Genomic DNA, 16,548 nt, shown 5'->3' with positions numbered 1-16,548 from the left:
AGGCTTCGTGGCTCAGGCCGAACGGTAGCGCGGGAACGCGCCAGCGCCGGCGTAGCGCGCCGCGTCGGCCAGCTCCTCCTCGATCCGGAGCAGCTGGTTGTACTTGGCGACGCGGTCCGAGCGGGCCGGCGCGCCGGTCTTGATCTGGCCGCAGCCGGTGGCCACAGCCAGGTCGGCGATGGTGGTGTCCTCGGTCTCGCCGGAGCGGTGGCTCATCATGCACTTGAAGCCGGCCCGGTGGGCCAGGTCCACCGCGTCGAGGGTCTCGGTCAGCGAGCCGATCTGGTTGACCTTGACGAGAACCGCGTTCGCCGCCTTCTCCGCGATACCGCGGGCGATGCGCTGCGGGTTGGTCACGAACAGGTCGTCACCGACGATCTGCACCCGGTCGCCGATCGAGGCGGTCAGCGTCTGCCAGCCACTCCAGTCGTCCTCCGCCAGCGGGTCCTCGATCGACACGATCGGGTACTCGTCGGCCAGCTTGGTGTAGTAGGTGCTCATCTCCTCGGCGGACTTCGCGGCACCCTCGAACGTGTAGGTGCCGTTGTCGAAGAACTCGGTGGCCGCCACGTCGAGCGCGAACACGATGTCGGTGCCGAGCCGGTAACCGGCCTTCTCGACCGCCTCGGCGATCAGGTCCAGGGCTGCCGCGTTCGTCGGCAGGTTCGGCGCGAAGCCGCCCTCGTCGCCGAGCCCGGTGGAGAGGCCCTTCTTCTTCAGCACCGACTTCAGCGCGTGGTAGACCTCCGCGCCCGAGCGCAGCGCCTCACGGAAGGTGGGCGCGCCGATCGGCGCGATCATGAACTCCTGGATGTCGACGTTCGAGTCGGCGTGCGCGCCACCGTTGAGGATGTTCATCATCGGCACCGGCAGCAGGTGCGCGTTCGGGCCGCCCAGGTAGCGGAAGAGGCTCAGCTCGGCGCTGCCGGCAGCGGCCTTCGCCACCGCCAGGGAGACCCCCAGGATGGCGTTCGCGCCCAGCTCCGACTTGCCCTCCGTGCCGTCGATGTCGAGCATCTTCTGGTCGATCAGCCGCTGCTCGCTGGCCTCGTACCCGATGATCTGGTCGACGATCTTGTCTTCGACGTTGGAGACCGCCTTCTCCACGCCCTTGCCCTGGTAGCGGTCGTCGTCACCGTCGCGCAGCTCGATCGCCTCGAAGGCGCCGGTGGAGGCGCCGGACGGCACGGCGGCGCGGGCGACCGTGCCGTCGTCCAGACCGACCTCGACCTCGACCGTCGGGTTGCCCCGCGAGTCGAGAATCTCCCGGGCGACGATTCCCTCGATGGTTGCCACTAAGTCGCTCCTCGTTGTTGTGATCCGGTCCGTGGGTGGGCCGCGACGGTGCGGCTGAGGCAGGTGTTGAACGCAGCGTATCGGGCGGCGCGAACGGGCACGGCGTCGCCCGCGCACCCGGGTCACCCCGCGTTGACGGACATTCCCGGATTTCCGGGCGTCAACCGGCAACGGGTTTGCGCTGCGCGGACCGAATCGACCAGGCTGGTCGCCATGCCCGCCGCCTCGACCACCCTCCGCATGCTCGCCGTGTCGGTCATCGCGTCGCTCACGGTCACCGGCTGTCAGACATTCGAGGACGCCGGAGTCGCCATGGGCCGCTCGGAACTCGTCAACGACCTCGCCGCCCGGCTCGATCGGGCCCTGGAGTTGACCTACTCGGCCGACTACCAGTTGCCCGGCGGCCAACGCGCCGCGATCGTGCAGGCACAGGACCCGGCGCGATCCACGTACGCCTACCCGGGCGGTCGACTCATCGTCACCCCGGAGGCCATCACCCGGTGCACGACGACCGGCGCACGCCCGGAGTGCACGCTTGTCGCCCCGCCCACCCCGGGCAGCAAGCCCACAGTGACGTTGTTCGGCGAGGCCAACCGGCAGGGCCTCGTCACGCCGCCGGTGGTGGTCGGGCTGCTCACCGCCGCCGCGCTCGACCCGCAGGCGGTCATCAAACAGAGCGACACCACGGTCGCCGGGCACCACGCCGCCTGCGTCGCCGTGGAGAGCTCGTCCGGCGACTTCACCGCCTGCGTGACCACCGAGGGCGTGCTCGGCAGCTTCACCGGGCCGGTCGACGGCAAGCCGATGGAGCTGGCGTTGAGTGACTACTCAGCGACTGTCGACGAGGGCGCGTTCGAGCCGCCCGCCGGCGCCGGCGTGGTGGACCGCCGCCCCGGCGGCTCGTGACCGACCCGTCGACCGGACCCACCTCCACCGGGCCGCCCGGCGGGTTCCTGCCGGGGGCCGATCGGAGCCGGCCGCCCGGCCCCGGCGACCTGGCCCTGCCGGTGACCGGCGCGAAGCTGCTGACCGGCGTCGACGGCCAGCCCCTCCGCGTCGCCGACCTGCCCGCCGACACCGACTGGGTGCCGCTGGGCACGCTCGACGGGGTGCCCGCGTGGGGCACCGACCTGACCACCACCGTCGACGGCCTTCCCGGCCGGGCGCGGGGCTGGGCGTCGCTCGCCGCCGAGGTGCCGGAACCGCACGCCACGCTCGCCGGCCGGGCGTTGGCGGTGCTGACGTGGCGGCGTACCCACCGGTGGTGCGGCGCCTGCCGGGCGGAACTGACCGACCAGCCCGGCGAGACCGCCCGCCGGTGCCCCGACTGCGGCCTGTACGTGCCGATGCAGCTCTCCGCCGCCGTACTGGTGGCGATCACCAGGCCCGGCCCGCCCGGGCACGCTGACGAGCTGCTGCTGGTCCGACACGCCACCGGGCCGACCGGCCTGTGGGCGCTGGTGGCCGGCTTCGTCGAGGCCGGCGAGACGCTTGAGGCGGCGGTGCACCGGGAGGTCGGCGAGGAGGTCGGGCTGCCCGTCGACCGGCTGGCCTACTTCGGCAGCCAACCATGGGCGATCTCCGGCCCGGGCGTGCTGCTCGCCGGCTTCACCGCCCGTGCCGCCGACCCGCGGGTCGAACCGGTGGTCGACGGGCGCGAACTGACCAGCGCCCAGTGGTTCGGCCTGGATGCGCTGCCGGCGCAACTGCCGCCCGCGTACTCCATCTCGCGCTGGCTCATCGACGCGACGGTGACCGCCGCGCGGCGCTGAGCCCGCGCGGCCCGGCGTTTCTCCTCTAGAGGCCGAGCAGGGTGCGCAGGTGGCGCGGGGGCGGGCAGTCGTGGGCGAGCATCGCGTCGTGCCAGTCACGGACCGACACCCCGTCCGGGCGGGCTGCGGCGATCTCGGCCATCTCGCTGTACCCGACGAAGTAGGTGGAGAGCTGGGTGGAGGTGAGCTGCGCGCGCCGCCACTTGCCGGCCGCCTCACCCTCCTCCTGGAAGCCGCGCCCGGTCATCAACGCCATCGCGTCGGCCTCGGGCAGGTCCTCGGCGTGCACCAACTGGTCGAGCAGCGCGTTGATGGTCATCCGCAGTTGCATCTTGAGCTGCTGCAACCGCACCGGCAGACCGCCGAAGCCGAGCCCCGTCATCACCTCCTCCGCGTAGACCGCCCAGCCCTCGATGAACGGGCCGGACTCGGCCAGCGCGCGGACCCGCGTGCCACCGACGTAGCGGCGGGCGTGGGCGAGTTGGAGGAAGTGCCCCGGCATCGCCTCGTGCACCGTCAGGTTCCGGATCATGTGGTCGTTGTACTCGCGGTAGAACGACTCGACCCGCTGCGCCGGCCAGTCCGACGGGGTGGGCGCGATGCAGTAGAAGGTCGGCAGGGCGGCGGTCTCCAGCGGGCCGGGCGCGTCGCAGTACGCCACCGCGACCCCCCGGGCAAACTCCGGCATCTCCTGGATCACGCACCGGTCGTCCACCAGGGTGACCAGGTCGTGCGCGCGGACGAAGTCGGTCGCCTCGTCCAGTGACACCCCGGCCAGGTCGACGATCGTCGCGTCGTTCGGGTGCTCGGCGGCGAGAAGGTCCAGCGCCCGGCGTACGGATGCGTCGTCGGCCGGGCCGCCGACCAGCTCGACGGCCGCCTCGCGGATCTCCGCGGTGACCCGGTCCAGGTTGGCCCACGCGCGACGCTGGATCTCGGCCGCGCCCAGCTCGGTGTCGAGGGTGTGCCAGAGTCGGGCCTCCCAGCGGCGCCGGCCCAGTCGCGGGTCACGGCCGGGGCCGGCATCGTTGGCCAGGCCGACGCGTAGCCAGGCGACGAACTCCTCCAGCGCGGCGATCGCAGCGGTGGCCGCCGGCTCGACCCGGTCGAGGTGGCTCGGCGCCTGAGCGAGCAGCGCCGGCAGCTCGTCGCGGATCAGCGCGGCCGTGCCGGTGAACTGCCCGACCGCCGTCTCCGCGTGGATCCGCGGCATGTCCCGCAGCGTGGCGCGGGCGGTGGCGAGAGCGTCCGGTACGGCGGCGAGCCGGCCGGCCAGTTGGGTCAGCCGCACCTCCGCGGGGGCGTACGGGCGGGCCAGCAGCGGGTGCAGCAGCGGGCCCGGGTTGTGCCGCAGCGGATCCCACTCGTGCGACCGGATCTCGGTCAGCTCGAACAGCTCCCGGTCCACGAATGAGGTGAGCAGCGCGTGGTCGACCTGCTCCTCGACGTCGAGCGAGTCCGGGTCCAGTTCGGACAGTGCGTTGGCCGCGTCGGAGAGCATCGCCCGATCGGCGGCCAACCCGTCGACGGACAGGTCCGGCAGCCGGTCGTCGAACCGGTGGTCACCGGCCGCGGTGGCAACCCCCGGCCGCGACTCCAACAGCGCCTCGACAACCCGCTCAGCCAGCACCCCAAACGCTTCCACCCGCCCCACCCTACCGACAGGGGTGCGCTCCGCCGCCGGTTCCACCCACTCCGTCGATCATGAAGTTGTTGCCATCGACCTCGGCGTGTCGGGGCAACAACTTCATGATCACGGCAGGTTGGCGGGTGGGGATTGGAGGTTGGACTCGGCTTGGCGGATGGCTTCGGCGTAGGCGAGGGTGGCACGACGAAGGGCTGCTTCCGGGTCGATTCCCGCCTCGCGGGCTGCCGCGACCGTTGCCAGGAGGCTGGCGCCCAGCCGTGCCTCCGGGTCTACCTGGGTGTCGGCCAGCGGCGGCGGGGCTGCTCGCCCGGCGCGGGCGGCGCGGCCCAGGATCTGCGCGGCCAGGGCCAGCGCGGGTTGGCTCAGGGCCACACCGTCCAGCACCGAGTGCCGTGCCTTCTCCGCGCGCTTGATCCGCTCCCAGTTCTCGGTGATCTCTTCCAGGGTGCCCGCCTCGGCACCGGCGAAGACGTGCGGATTGCGCCGGATCATCTTGTCGACCAGGCCACCGGCCACGTCGTCGATGGTCCACCGCTCATCCTCGGGCAACTCCTCGGCGAGCCGCGCGTGCAGCACCACCTGCAACAGGACGTCGCCCAACTCCTCGCGCAGCGCGTCGGTGTCGTCGGCGCTGATCGCGTCGTACGCCTCGTAGCTCTCTTCCAGCAGGTAGCCGGCGAGGCTGCGGTGCGTCTGCGCCCGTTTCCACGGGTCGCCACCCGGAGAGGCGAGCCGATCCAGCACGGCCACCGCGTCGAGCAGCCGGGCACCCGGCGGATCCCACGAGCCGTACATCAGCTCCATCTCGGCCAACCCCGGCTGCCGGGCCAACCGCAGACCCAACTCCCGGGCCAGCGCCTCGTCACCCGCCGGACCGGCCAACCACACCACAGTGCCGTGCGTCGCCACCGCGTCCAGCAACGGCTGCGTCGCCGGGCCGTCCACCACGGTGACCTCGGCGCCCGCCTGGCGCACGGCCGTGACCAACTCGCCGTCCGCGCCGGTCAGCACCGGATGCTGGCGTACGACGTCCCAGGCCGCGGAGGTCAACAGGCCGGCCGGCAACCGGGGTGAGGTGACCAGGAGGACGATCCGTGCGGTCATGCTCAGCTGGCCGTGCCCTCGGCCTCCGGCGTCGCGGTCGGCCCCTCCGGGGTGGAAATGTCGGTGACCGCGTCGGAGGCCGGCTCACCCAGCGGCACACTCACCGCAGGGGCGTCGTCGGCGAAGCTGAGCAGCGGGAACTCGAGCGGACGGTACCGGGGGCTGACGGTGACGTCGTAACGACCGGCCGCCTCGGCCAGGATCCTCTTGGTCGCCAGCGCACCGCGCAGCTGCTCACCGTCGAGCTGCTGGGCGGCGTCCGCGTCGCTCAACTCGGCGGGGATCTTGCCGGCCGCACGCCCGGCGGCGATCACGTCGGCGATCTCCTCCTTGGACGGCTCGGCCGGCTCGGCCGGCAACCCGGACAGGCAGGTGAAGAGCTTCGCCACCTCCCGCACGTGCCCGGTCTCCGGGTCGAGGCCGAGCTGCTGGGCGGCCTGGTCGACCGCCACCTGGCCGCGCGGCTGGTAGTTCTTCTCGGCGGAGAGCTTCTCGCACACCCTGGTCAGCACCATGGTCCGGACCACGTCCGCCACCTCGGGCACCGTGGGTTGCGGCGCCGCAGGCTGCCCGCTGGCGGAGGTCTCCGGTGCCGGGTTCTTCGTCCGCAGATCCTTCATCGCGGCGGTGACCTGAACCTCGGTGATGCGCTGGTCACCGATGTAAGCGGCGATACCAGGCTCAGCACGGCAACCGGAGAGGGCGACGAGGCCGAGCGCCACAGTGGCGACGGCGGCAAGACGGCGAGCACGCATAGCCGTCACTCTCTCACGCCGTCACCCGAGGTTGTGACGCCCCCCACCTTCGCCCGACCCACGACCAGGGACGGCGTCGACGCGCTACCGCCCCTGGTCGAGAACACACCGCCAGCTCAGCTGCTCGCGCCCGCGGCGACGGCGAGTGGGGCGGGGGCACCGAGCACATCGGAGAGCAGTTGCGCGCACCACTGGAGCAGCGCCTGGTCACGCAGCGGCTCACCACCGATCCGACGGGTGGTCGGTCGGGGCACGCTGACCTGGTCGGTGGCCTGCTTGTAGACGGCATCCGGGTGGTAGCGCTTGAGCCGCAACTGCTTCGAATCCGGCAGGGGCAGCGGGCCGAACCGTACGTGCTTGCCCTGCATGGACACGTCGGTCAGGCCGTAGCGGCGGGCCAGCAGACGGAACCGGGCCACCTCCACCAGGTTCTGCACCGGGGCCGGCGGCTCGCCGTACCGGTCGGTCATCTCGGCGATCACCTCGCCCAGCCGCTCCTCGTCGCGCGCCTCGGCCAGCTTGCGGTACATCTCCAGGCGCAGCCGCTCCACGCTCACGTAGTCGTGTGGCAGGTGCGCGTCGACCGGCAGGTCGATCTTGACGTCGGCCTCTTCCTCCGGCCGCTCACCCTTGAAGGCGGAGACCGCCTCACCGACCATCCGCACGTACAGGTCGAAGCCGACGCCCTCGATGTGCCCGGACTGCTCGCCACCGAGCAGGTTGCCGGCGCCCCGGATCTCCAGGTCCTTCATCGCCACGTACATGCCGGCACCCAACTCGGTGTGCTGGGCGATGGTCGCCAACCGCTCGTGGGCGTGCTCGGTGAGCGGCTTCTCCGGCGGGTAGAGGAAGTAGGCGTACGCCCGCTCCCGGCCCCGGCCGACCCGGCCCCGGATCTGGTGCAGCTGGGCCAGGCCGAGCAGGTCGGCCCGCTCCACGATCAGCGTGTTGGCGTTCGGGATGTCGATACCCGACTCGACGATCGTGGTGCAGACCAGGACGTCGAACTCCTTCTCCCAGAAGCCGACCATGACCTTCTCCAGGGCGTCCTCGCCCATCTGGCCGTGCGCCACCGCCACCCGCGCCTCGGGCACCAGTTCCCGCAGCCGCCGTGCCGCCCGGTCGATCGACTCGACCCGGTTGTGCAGGTAGAAGACCTGCCCGTCGCGGAGCAGCTCACGGTGGATGGACGCGGCCACCTGCCGGTCGTCCTGCGCGCCGACGAAGGTGAGCACCGGGTGTCGCTCCTCTGGCGGGGTGGCGATGGTGGACATCTCCCGGATGCCGGTGATCGCCATCTCCAGGGTCCGCGGGATCGGGGTGGCCGACATGCTCAGCACGTCCACCGAGGCGCGCAGCGTCTTCAGGTGCTCCTTGTGCTCGACACCGAAGCGCTGCTCCTCGTCGACGATCACCAGGCCCAGCTGCTTGAAGCGGGTCGCCGTCTGCAACAACCGGTGCGTACCGATGACGATGTCGACGGTGCCGTCGGCGACCATCTCCAGCGTCCGCTCGGTCTCCTTCGCCGTCTGGAACCGGGACAGCTGCCGGATCTGCACCGGGAACTGGCTCATCCTCTCCGCGAACGTGTTGTAGTGCTGCTGCACCAGCAGGGTGGTCGGCACCAGCACCGCCACCTGCTTACCGTCCTGCACCGCCTTGAACGCCGCCCGGACCGCGATCTCGGTCTTGCCGTAGCCGACGTCGCCGCAGATCAGCCGGTCCATCGGAACGGTCTGCTCCATGTCCCGCTTGACCTCGTCGATCGCGGCGAGCTGGTCCGGCGTCTCCTGCCAGGGGAAGGCGTCCTCCAGCTCGCGCTGCCACGGGGTGTCCGGGCCGAACGAGTGCCCCTTGGACGCCTTGCGGGCGGCGTAGAGCTGGATGAGCTGCGCGGCGATCTCGCGGACCGCCTTGCGGGCCCGGGCCTTGGACTTCTGCCAGTCCGAGCCGCCCATCTTGTGCAGGGTCGGCTGCTCGCCACCCACGTAGCGGGAGAGCTGGTCGAGCTGGTCGGTCGGAACGAACAACCGGTCGCCGGGCTGGCCCCGCTTGCTGGCCGCGTACTCGATGACGAGGTATTCCCGGCTGGCGCCGTTGACGGTGCGCTGCACCAGCTCGACGTACCGGCCGATGCCGTGCTGCTCGTGCACCACGTGGTCGCCGGCCTTCAACTCCAGCGGGTCGATGGTGTTGCGCCGCCGGCTCGGCATCTTGCGCATGTCCCGCGTCGAGGTGCCCCGACCGCCGGTCACGTCGTTGCCGGTGAGCAGCACGAAACGGGACGCCTCGTCGACGAACCCGCTGCTCAGCGCACCACAGGTGACCACCAGCTCGCCGGGGACGGGCGCCGTCGGCACCTCCTCGGTCAACCGGGCACCCAGGCCGGCGTCGCGCAGCACCTCCACCGCCCGCTGGGCGGGGCCGTGCCCCTCGAAGACCAGCGCGATCGACCAGCCCTCGCCGGCCCAGCGCTTGAGGTCCTCGACCACCCGCGAGGTCTCGCCGTGATAGAGCGGCGCCGGCTGGGCGGACAGGGTCACCGCGATGGCGTCGTCCGGGGTGACGGCGGCCTGCTCCGGCGCGTCCTCCCAGGGCTGCCGCGTCTCGGCGGCCTCCCCCTCCACCAGACCGAACGGGGACAGCGTCCACCACGGCTGGCCGAGCTTGCCCGCGGCGGCGCGCACCTCGCCGAGGGTGCGGAAGGCGGCGGCGCCGACGTCCACCGGGGCCTGGCCGCCGACCGCGGCGGCGGCCCAGCTGGCCTGCAAGAACTCCTCCGAGGTACGCACCAGATCGTGCGCCCGAGTGCGGATCCGCTCCGGGTCGCAGAGCAGCACGTGGGTGCCGGCCGGCATGGCGTCCAGCAGCAGTTCCAGCGAGTCGGGGCCGACCAGCACCGGGGCCAGCGACTCCATCCCCTCCACCGGAATGCCCTCGGCCAGCTTGTCGAGGATCTCGGCCAGCTCGGGGTGCTGCTCGGCCAGCGCGGCGGCCCGGTCGCGCACCGCCGGAGTGAGCAGCAACTCCCGGCAGGGCGGTGCCCAGAGCAGCGGAACCTGCTCGATGGTCCGCTGGTCGGCGACGGCGAAGGTGCGGATCTCCTCCACCTCGTCGCCCCAGAACTCGACCCGGGACGGGTGCTCGTCGGTGGGCGGGAAGACGTCCAGGATGCCGCCGCGCACCGCGAACTCGCCGCGCTTGGTGACAAGGTCGACCCGGGCGTACGCCATGTCGATCAGCCGGCGGGCGACCTCCTCCAGGTCCGCCTCCTCGCCGGCGGCGAGCTGCACCGGCTCCAGGTCACCGAGCCCTTTGAGCTGCGGCTGCAGCAGCGAACGGACCGGGGCCACCACCACTCGCAGCGGCCCGGTGCCGCCGTGTGCGTCGGTCGCCTCCGGGTGCGCCAGCCGGCGCAGCACGGCCAGCCGCCGACCGACCGTGTCGGAGCGGGGGGACAGCCGCTCGTGCGGCAGCGTCTCCCAGGAGGGGAAGACCACTACCTGCTCGGCCGGCAGCAACCCACCGAGCGCGGCGGCCAGGTCGTCGGCCTCCCGGGTGGTGGCGGTCACCGCCAGCACCGGTCGACCGGCCCCGTCGTTGTCCGCGGCGACCGCAGCGACGGCGAACGGGCGCAGCGCCGCTGGGGCGGTGATGTCGAGGCCGTCGACCTGGGCGGCACCGGAGCGCGCCAGGTCACGCGCCCGGGCCAGCCCGGGGTCGGCCAGGGCGGCGGTAAAGAGACCGGTGAGCAAGGGAATCCTTCCAGGGGAGTCGACGCACACGACGGCGGCCCCTCGTCCAGTCGGACGGGGGGTGCACGACAACAAGCCTAGCCCCGTCGACCGACAGCCACCCCCTTCCGTCCAGGTCCGCGCCGCTCCGGCGCGCCACCGCGCGCCGCCCCACGCCAAGATCGTGCTCGATCCAGGATGTAGTGGTCTCATCGACGCACCGAGGCCACTACATCCTGGATGTTGCGCGATCTTGAGACCGAGCCCGGCCGCCGAGCAGGGGATCTTGACCACCGCGAGCCGCGCATGGTCGGGTTTCGGTATGGGTGAGCAGTGGCGGGCACAGTTCGACGCGGAGGTGAGCTTCGCCAACGGCGGCGGGCTGCGTACCGAGGGGTTCCGGCTGGACATTCCCGGCCGGGAGATCACCGACGGTGACCTGGCGGCGTTGTTCGTCCGGCACCTGGGGCTGCTGATGGTCGCCGACGTCCGGATCAGCGCCAAGACGATCATCGAGGAGCCGCACAAGGGCGGCCGGGGTGTCGCGGTCGAGGGCTCCGGCGCCGACCGTCGGCTGGTCGAGCTGAGCCATGTGATCAGCGACGGGATGACCACGCTGCCGGGTTGGCCGGGTCCCCGGATCACCGACTGGCTGACCTTCGCGGCGTCCCGCGAGCGGTACGCCCCGGGCACCGAGTTCCACGTGGCCCGCATCGACATGATCGCCAACACCGGCACGTACCTGGACACGCCCGCCCACCGCTGGGCCGACCGGGCCGACCTGACCGGGGTGTCGCTGGACCGTCTCGCCGACCTGCCGGGGGTGGTGGTCCGGGTGCCGGCCGGCATCCGCGCGGTGGACCGGCTGATGCTGGCCGCGTACGAGGTCGCCGGCCGGGCGGTGCTGCTGTACACCGGGTGGGACGCGCACTTCGGCACCGAGCGGTATGGGGCGCCGGAAGCGCCGTACCTGACCGGGGACGCCGCCCAGGCGCTTGTCGACGCGGGGGCGGCAGTGGTCGGCATCGACTCGATCAACATCGACGACATGAGCCCGGCGGCCGCCGGGGTGCGCCCCGCGCACAGCACGCTGCTCGCCGCCGGCATCCCGATCGTGGAGCACCTGACCGGTCTGGACGCGTTGCCGCCGACCGGGTTCCGGTTCACCGCGGCCCCGCCGATGGTGGCCGGCATGGGCACCTTCCCGGTCCGCGCCTTCGCCGTGATCAACGCCTGACGCCACTGGCGACGCCACCACCACCCGGCCAGCGGCCGCTGCCTGCCCGTCCGCAGGGGCGCGCGGCCAACTGGTTCCGCCCTGCGGTCCGCAAAACGGACCATAGGCTAACAACGTGGACAAGAAACCGCGCGGCACAGCTCACGACTGGGCGCCGCGCAGCATCGGACTGCTCGTCGGCACCCTCGTGCTGGCCACGGCGTTCATCGCGGCCTACGTCGGCGCGTTGCACCAGCCCACACCCCGCGACGTGCCGATCGGCGTCGTCTCCAGCGACGAACGCGCCCGGGCGACGCTCGACGCCGTGCGCGGCCAGACCACCATTCTCAAACCCATCGAGTACGACGACCCGGGCGCCGCCGAGCACGGGCTGCTCAGCCGCGCCGTGTACGCCGTGCTCAGCACCGGACCCGACAACGGCCTGCTCCTCACCGTGGCGAGCGCCTCCGGCCCCTCCGCCACCAGCGCGATCAAGGAGGTCCTCGGCACCGCCACCGGCCGCACCGGCACCCCGCTCCAGATCGTCGACGAGGTTCCGGTCACCTCGGCCGACCCGCGCGGGGTGGTGCCCTTCTACCTGAACGTCGGGTACGTGCTCGGCGGCTACCTGGGCTCGACAGTGCTCGGGATATCCGCCGGCACCACCCCCCGTACGGCGCGTCGGGCCGGACTGCGGATCGCCGCCCTGGCGGTCTACAGCGTGCTGCTCGGCATCGCCGGCGCGCTCGTGGTCGGACCCGTCCTGGACATCTGGCACCACGACGTACCGACGATCGCCGCCATCGGCGCGCTGGCCGTCTTCGCCGCCGCCATGTTCGCCAGCGCCATCCAGGGCTGGCTCGGCGTCGCGGGTACCGCGCTGGTCATCCTGCTGCTGGTGGTGCTCGGCAACCCGGGCTCCGGCGGCATCTACGCGCCCGAGTTCCTGCCCGGGGTGCTGCGCGGCATGCACCGCTGGAACATCCCCGGGCTCGCCAACGACCTGACCAAGGCCGCCGTGTACTTCGACTGGCGGTCGGCCGGCTGGCCGGCTGCCGCCCTCGGGATCTGGACGGTGCTCGGAGGGCTCGGGCTGGTCAGCGCGAGCCTGGTCCGCGGTCGCCGGACCGCCGCCTCCGGCCCCGGGACGACAGGCCCCGACTCCGCGCCGGCCCGCGACGGTGGTTGAGATCACCCCGGAAAACACCCTCCCGGGGGCAGTGGATCACCAGGGGGCCCTCCAGACACCCCCGGCGCGCGGATACCATCCAGTAAGTCGGACAGCGCTGTCCTTCGTACCCACGTAAGGGAGCGCATCGTGACCGACCAGCATGACCATGACGGCCCGGACGCCGCACTGCGCGCCGACATCCGCCGACTCGGCACCCTGCTCGGCCAGACCCTGGCCCGCCAGGAGGGTCGCCCGCTGCTCGACCTCGTCGAGGAGATCCGGGCCCAGGTCCGCTCCGACGCACCGGCGGCCGCCCAGCGCCTCGGCGGGCTCGACGTGACCACCGGCACCAAGCTGGCCCGCGCCTTCTCCACCTACTTCCACCTGGCCAACATCACCGAGCAGGTGCACCGTGCGCGGGACCTGCGCCGCCGCCGCGCGGTGCAGGGCGGCTGGCTGGACCAGGCCGCCAAGATGATCGCCGAGCGCGGGGTGCCGGCGGAGGAGATCGCCAACGCGGCTCGCCGGCTGGCGGTGCGACCGGTCTTCACCGCGCACCCGACCGAGGCGGCCCGCCGCTCGATCCTGTCCAAGCTGCGGGCGATCGCCGACGAGTTGGACACCGAGACCGCCAACGCGATCCTCTACGGCGCCAGCGACGAGGGCCCGGCCAACCGCCGGCTGGCCGAGTTGCTGGACCTGATGTGGCAGACCGACGAGCTGCGGCTGGACCGGCCGGACCCGACCGACGAGGCCCGCAACGCGATCTACTACCTGCGCGACCTGTACGCCGAGGCCGCCCCGCAGGTGCTCGACGACCTGGCCGACACGTTGCGCACGCTCGGCGTGGAGACCTCACCGACGGCCCGGCCGTTGAGCTTCGGCACCTGGATCGGCGGCGACCGCGACGGCAACCCGTTCGTCACCCCGGCGGTCACCCGCGAGGTGCTGACCATCCAGCACGAGCACGGCATCGCGGCCACCGAGAAGGCGATGGACCATCTCATCAACGAGGTCTCGGTGTCCCGCCGACTGCGCGGGGTGTCCCTTGACCTCTCCGCCAGCCTCGCCGCCGACCTGGACGCGCTGCCCGAGGTGGCGCAGCGCTTCCGCCGGGTCAACGCCGAGGAGCCGTACCGGCTCAAGGCGCGCTGCGTGAAGGCGAAGCTCGCCAACACCCGGCTGAGGTTGCGTCAGGGCACCGCGCACGTGCCCGGACGGGACTACCGGGGCTCCGCCGAGCTGATCGCCGACCTGGACCTGCTGCGCGCCTCGCTGGCGCGCAACTCCGGGCAGCTCACCGCGGTCGGCCGGCTGGCCTCCACCATCCGTACGGTCTCCGCGTTCGGCCTGCACCTGGCCACCATGGACGTCCGGGAACACGCCGAGGCGCACCACGCGGTGCTCGCGCAGCTCTACGAGGCGGTCGGCGAGGTCTCCGACTACCCGGCGCTGACCCGGCTGGAACGCACCAAGCTGCTCGCCGACGAGCTGACCGGCCGCCGCCCCCTGTCGACAGTGGACACCTCGTTGTCCGAGCCGGCCCGCAAGACGTTCGACGTGTTCGGGACGATCCGGGAGGCCCAGGACCGGTTCGGCGCCGAGGTGATCGAGTCGTACATCATCTCGATGACACTGGGTGTCGACGACGTGCTGGCCGCCGTGGTGCTGGCCCGCGAGGCCGGCCTGGTGGACGTGCACAGCGGGCGGGCCCGCGTCGGCTTCGTACCGCTCCTGGAGACCCCGGCCGAGCTGAACGCCGGCGGTGAACTCCTCGACGAACTGCTGTCGCTGCCCGCGTACCGGGCGCTGGTGACGGCCCGGGGCGACGTGCAGGAGGTCATGCTCGGCTACTCCGACTCGAACAAGGAGGCCGGGATCACCACCAGCCAGTGGTCGATCCACCGGGCGCAGCGCGCGCTGCGTGACGTGGCCGCCCGGCACGGCGTGCACCTGCGGCTGTTCCACGGCCGGGGCGGCACTGTCGGGCGCGGCGGAGGGCCGACGCACGAGGCGATCCTGGCGCAGCCGTACGGCACCATGGACGGCGCGATCAAGGTGACCGAGCAGGGCGAGGTGATCTCCGACAAGTACACCCTGCCCTCGCTGGCCCGGGAGAACCTGGAGCTCACCCTCGCCGCGGTGCTCCAGGCGACCCTGTTGCACACCGCGCCCCGGCAGCCGGCCGAGATGTTGGAGCGCTGGGACGCGACGATGGACGTGGTCTCTGAGTCGGCGTTCCGGTCCTACCGGTCGCTCGTCGAGGACCCGGACCTGCCGGCGTACTTCTGGGCGTCCACCCCCACCGAACTGCTCGGTGCGCTGAACATCGGCTCCCGGCCGGCGAAGCGTCCGAACACCGGTGCCGGGCTGTCCGGGCTGCGGGCCATCCCGTGGGTGTTCGGCTGGACGCAGACCCGGCAGATCGTGCCGGGCTGGTTCGGCGTCGGCTCCGGGCTGGCCGCCGCCCGGGAGGCCGGGCTGGCGGACGTGCTGGCCGAGATGCACCGCAACTGGCACTTCTTCCGCACGTTCCTGTCGAACGTCGAGATGATGCTGACCAAGACCGACCTGAGCATCGCCCGCCGGTACGTCGAGACGCTGGTGCCGAAGAAGCTGCACCCGATCTTCGAGCAGATCGAGCAGGAGTACGAGCTGACCAAGCGGGAGGTGCTGGCGGTCACCGCCTCACCGGCCCTGCTGGAGAACTCGCCGGTGCTCCAGCGCACGCTGGCCGTCCGCGACACCTACCTGGAGCCGCTGCACCACCTTCAGGTGGCGCTGCTGCGGCAGTACCGGGAGTCGGGCGCCGCCGGGCGGGCGATCGCTACCGCCCCGGGCGGCCGACGGGCACCGAGCGACGGCACCGCCCTGGAACGCGCTCTGCTCACCACCGTGAACGGCATCGCCGCCGGAATGCGCAACACCGGCTGATCGACAGGTACGAGAACGGGCCCCGGTCGTCGCGACCGGGGCCCGTCGTCGTAGGTCTGCGCACGGCGGTCAGAAGTCGCCGCCGCCGAAATCCCCGCCCCCGAAGTCACCGCCGCCGAAGCCGCCACCACCGAAGTCCCCACCGGCGTAGTCGCCGCCGCCGAAGTCCCCACCCTGGTCGCCCCCGCCGAAGTCGCCGCCCTGGTCGCCGCCGCCCTGGTCGCCGCCGCCGTCGCCGCCCTGGTCGACACCGTCGCCGAAGCCCTCCTGGTAGCCGGCGTCGTAGCCGTACCCGGGGTCGGCGAAGGCGGGCGAGAAGAGCGCGTCGGCGATCAGGATGCCGCCGAGCACCCCGGCGCCGGCACCCAGTGCCGTCTTCCACCACGGCGTCGAATACCAGCCGGCGGGCACCGGTCGACCCTGATAACGCCCACCGGGGTAGTAGTAGGGCGTTTCCCGGCCGGGTTGCGGCCCGGCCCGGAAGGTCTGCCCCTGCACGTCGACCTCGCGCTCCTTGGTGAGCTGCCCCACGCCGCGAGCCGCGGCCAGGGTGGGCAGCTCGGGGCCCGGATCGATGCCCAGCGCCGTCCGCGCCGCCCGGATGTACGCCAAACCCTCCAGCGCGGTCTCCCGGGCCAGCCCGAACTGGTGCGGGGTGGACGCCTGCTCCAGCTGGGAGCCGGCCGCGTTGTACCGCTCGCCGGCGTCGGCCAACGCCTGGCGTACCGCCGGCTCGTCGCCCTGCAGGTTCATCAACTGGCCGCCGAGGCGCTCGTACCACCGCTGCGCCTCCGCGCGGGCGTCGCCGAGCTCGGTGCGCCGACGGGCACCGGCCTGAGCGCGGATGAGCGCCGCGGCGCCCAGCGCGCCGACCAGCACAACGGCGAGGCAGAGCACAAGTTCCATGTCATCGAACGT

The 16,548-nt window shown here is 72.3% G+C and carries 11 protein-coding genes; 5 read left to right on the top strand and 6 right to left on the bottom strand.

Annotated features, from left to right (window positions below; translation table 11 throughout):
* Positions 1 to 12: 12 nt before the first annotated feature.
* Positions 13 to 1,296: a phosphopyruvate hydratase gene (gene eno, locus IW249_RS13810; RefSeq protein WP_196921084.1), complete on the bottom strand. Its 1,284-nt coding sequence runs from the start codon at positions 1,294 to 1,296 to the stop codon at positions 13 to 15.
* Positions 1,297 to 1,509: 213 nt separating this feature from the next.
* On the opposite strand from eno, the gene IW249_RS13805 reads away from it, so the two are divergent.
* Both IW249_RS13805 and nudC read left to right on the top strand, forming a co-directional pair.
* Complete coding sequence (locus IW249_RS13805) at positions 1,510 to 2,202, top strand: hypothetical protein (RefSeq protein ID WP_196921082.1); 693 nt, start codon at positions 1,510 to 1,512, stop codon at positions 2,200 to 2,202.
* A complete protein-coding gene (gene nudC / locus IW249_RS13800; RefSeq protein WP_196921081.1) occupies positions 2,199 to 3,068 on the top strand; it encodes an NAD(+) diphosphatase in 870 nt (289 codons plus the stop codon). The genes IW249_RS13805 and nudC overlap by 4 nt, the downstream gene beginning before the upstream one ends.
* 25 nt (positions 3,069 to 3,093) lie before the next feature.
* On the opposite strand, the gene IW249_RS13795 is transcribed toward nudC, so the two are convergent.
* From IW249_RS13795 to mfd, 4 genes are all read right to left on the bottom strand, one after another.
* The gene (locus tag IW249_RS13795) at positions 3,094 to 4,713 is read right to left on the bottom strand and encodes a DUF885 domain-containing protein (protein WP_196921079.1); all 1,620 of its coding nucleotides are present in this window, start codon (positions 4,711 to 4,713) and stop codon (positions 3,094 to 3,096) included.
* 108 nt (positions 4,714 to 4,821) lie between these two features.
* The gene (locus IW249_RS13790) at positions 4,822 to 5,820 is read right to left on the bottom strand and encodes a nucleoside triphosphate pyrophosphohydrolase (RefSeq protein WP_196921077.1); all 999 of its coding nucleotides are present in this window, start codon (positions 5,818 to 5,820) and stop codon (positions 4,822 to 4,824) included.
* Between the two features lie 2 nt (positions 5,821 to 5,822).
* Positions 5,823 to 6,575: a hypothetical protein gene (locus IW249_RS13785; protein WP_196921075.1), complete on the bottom strand. Its 753-nt coding sequence runs from the start codon at positions 6,573 to 6,575 to the stop codon at positions 5,823 to 5,825.
* 116 nt (positions 6,576 to 6,691) lie between these two features.
* The gene (mfd, locus tag IW249_RS13780) at positions 6,692 to 10,330 is read right to left on the bottom strand and encodes a transcription-repair coupling factor (RefSeq protein ID WP_196921073.1); all 3,639 of its coding nucleotides are present in this window, start codon (positions 10,328 to 10,330) and stop codon (positions 6,692 to 6,694) included.
* Positions 10,331 to 10,631: 301 nt separating this feature from the next.
* On the opposite strand from mfd, the gene IW249_RS13775 reads away from it, so the two are divergent.
* The 3 genes from IW249_RS13775 to ppc all read left to right on the top strand — a co-directional run bounded on the left by IW249_RS13775 (position 10,632) and on the right by ppc (position 15,630).
* Positions 10,632 to 11,546 (top strand): cyclase family protein, encoded by a 915-nt coding sequence (locus tag IW249_RS13775; RefSeq protein WP_196921072.1) that lies wholly within the window; start codon positions 10,632 to 10,634, stop codon positions 11,544 to 11,546.
* Positions 11,547 to 11,661: 115 nt separating this feature from the next.
* Positions 11,662 to 12,714: a hypothetical protein gene (locus tag IW249_RS13770; protein ID WP_307788586.1), complete on the top strand. Its 1,053-nt coding sequence runs from the start codon at positions 11,662 to 11,664 to the stop codon at positions 12,712 to 12,714.
* Between the two features lie 129 nt (positions 12,715 to 12,843).
* On the top strand, positions 12,844 to 15,630 hold the full coding sequence (ppc, locus tag IW249_RS13765; RefSeq protein WP_196921071.1) for a phosphoenolpyruvate carboxylase: 2,787 nt from the start codon (positions 12,844 to 12,846) through the stop codon (positions 15,628 to 15,630).
* A gap of 69 nt (positions 15,631 to 15,699) precedes the next feature.
* Here the strand turns inward: ppc and IW249_RS13760 are convergent, their stop codons facing one another.
* The gene (locus IW249_RS13760) at positions 15,700 to 16,536 is read right to left on the bottom strand and encodes a hypothetical protein (RefSeq protein ID WP_196921070.1); all 837 of its coding nucleotides are present in this window, start codon (positions 16,534 to 16,536) and stop codon (positions 15,700 to 15,702) included.
* Positions 16,537 to 16,548 lie beyond the last annotated feature (12 nt).

It is taken from the genome of Micromonospora vinacea, from assembly GCF_015751785.1.
GTDB lineage: Bacteria > Actinomycetota > Actinomycetes > Mycobacteriales > Micromonosporaceae > Micromonospora > Micromonospora vinacea.
This window is presented reverse-complemented; position numbering and strand designations above follow the sequence as displayed.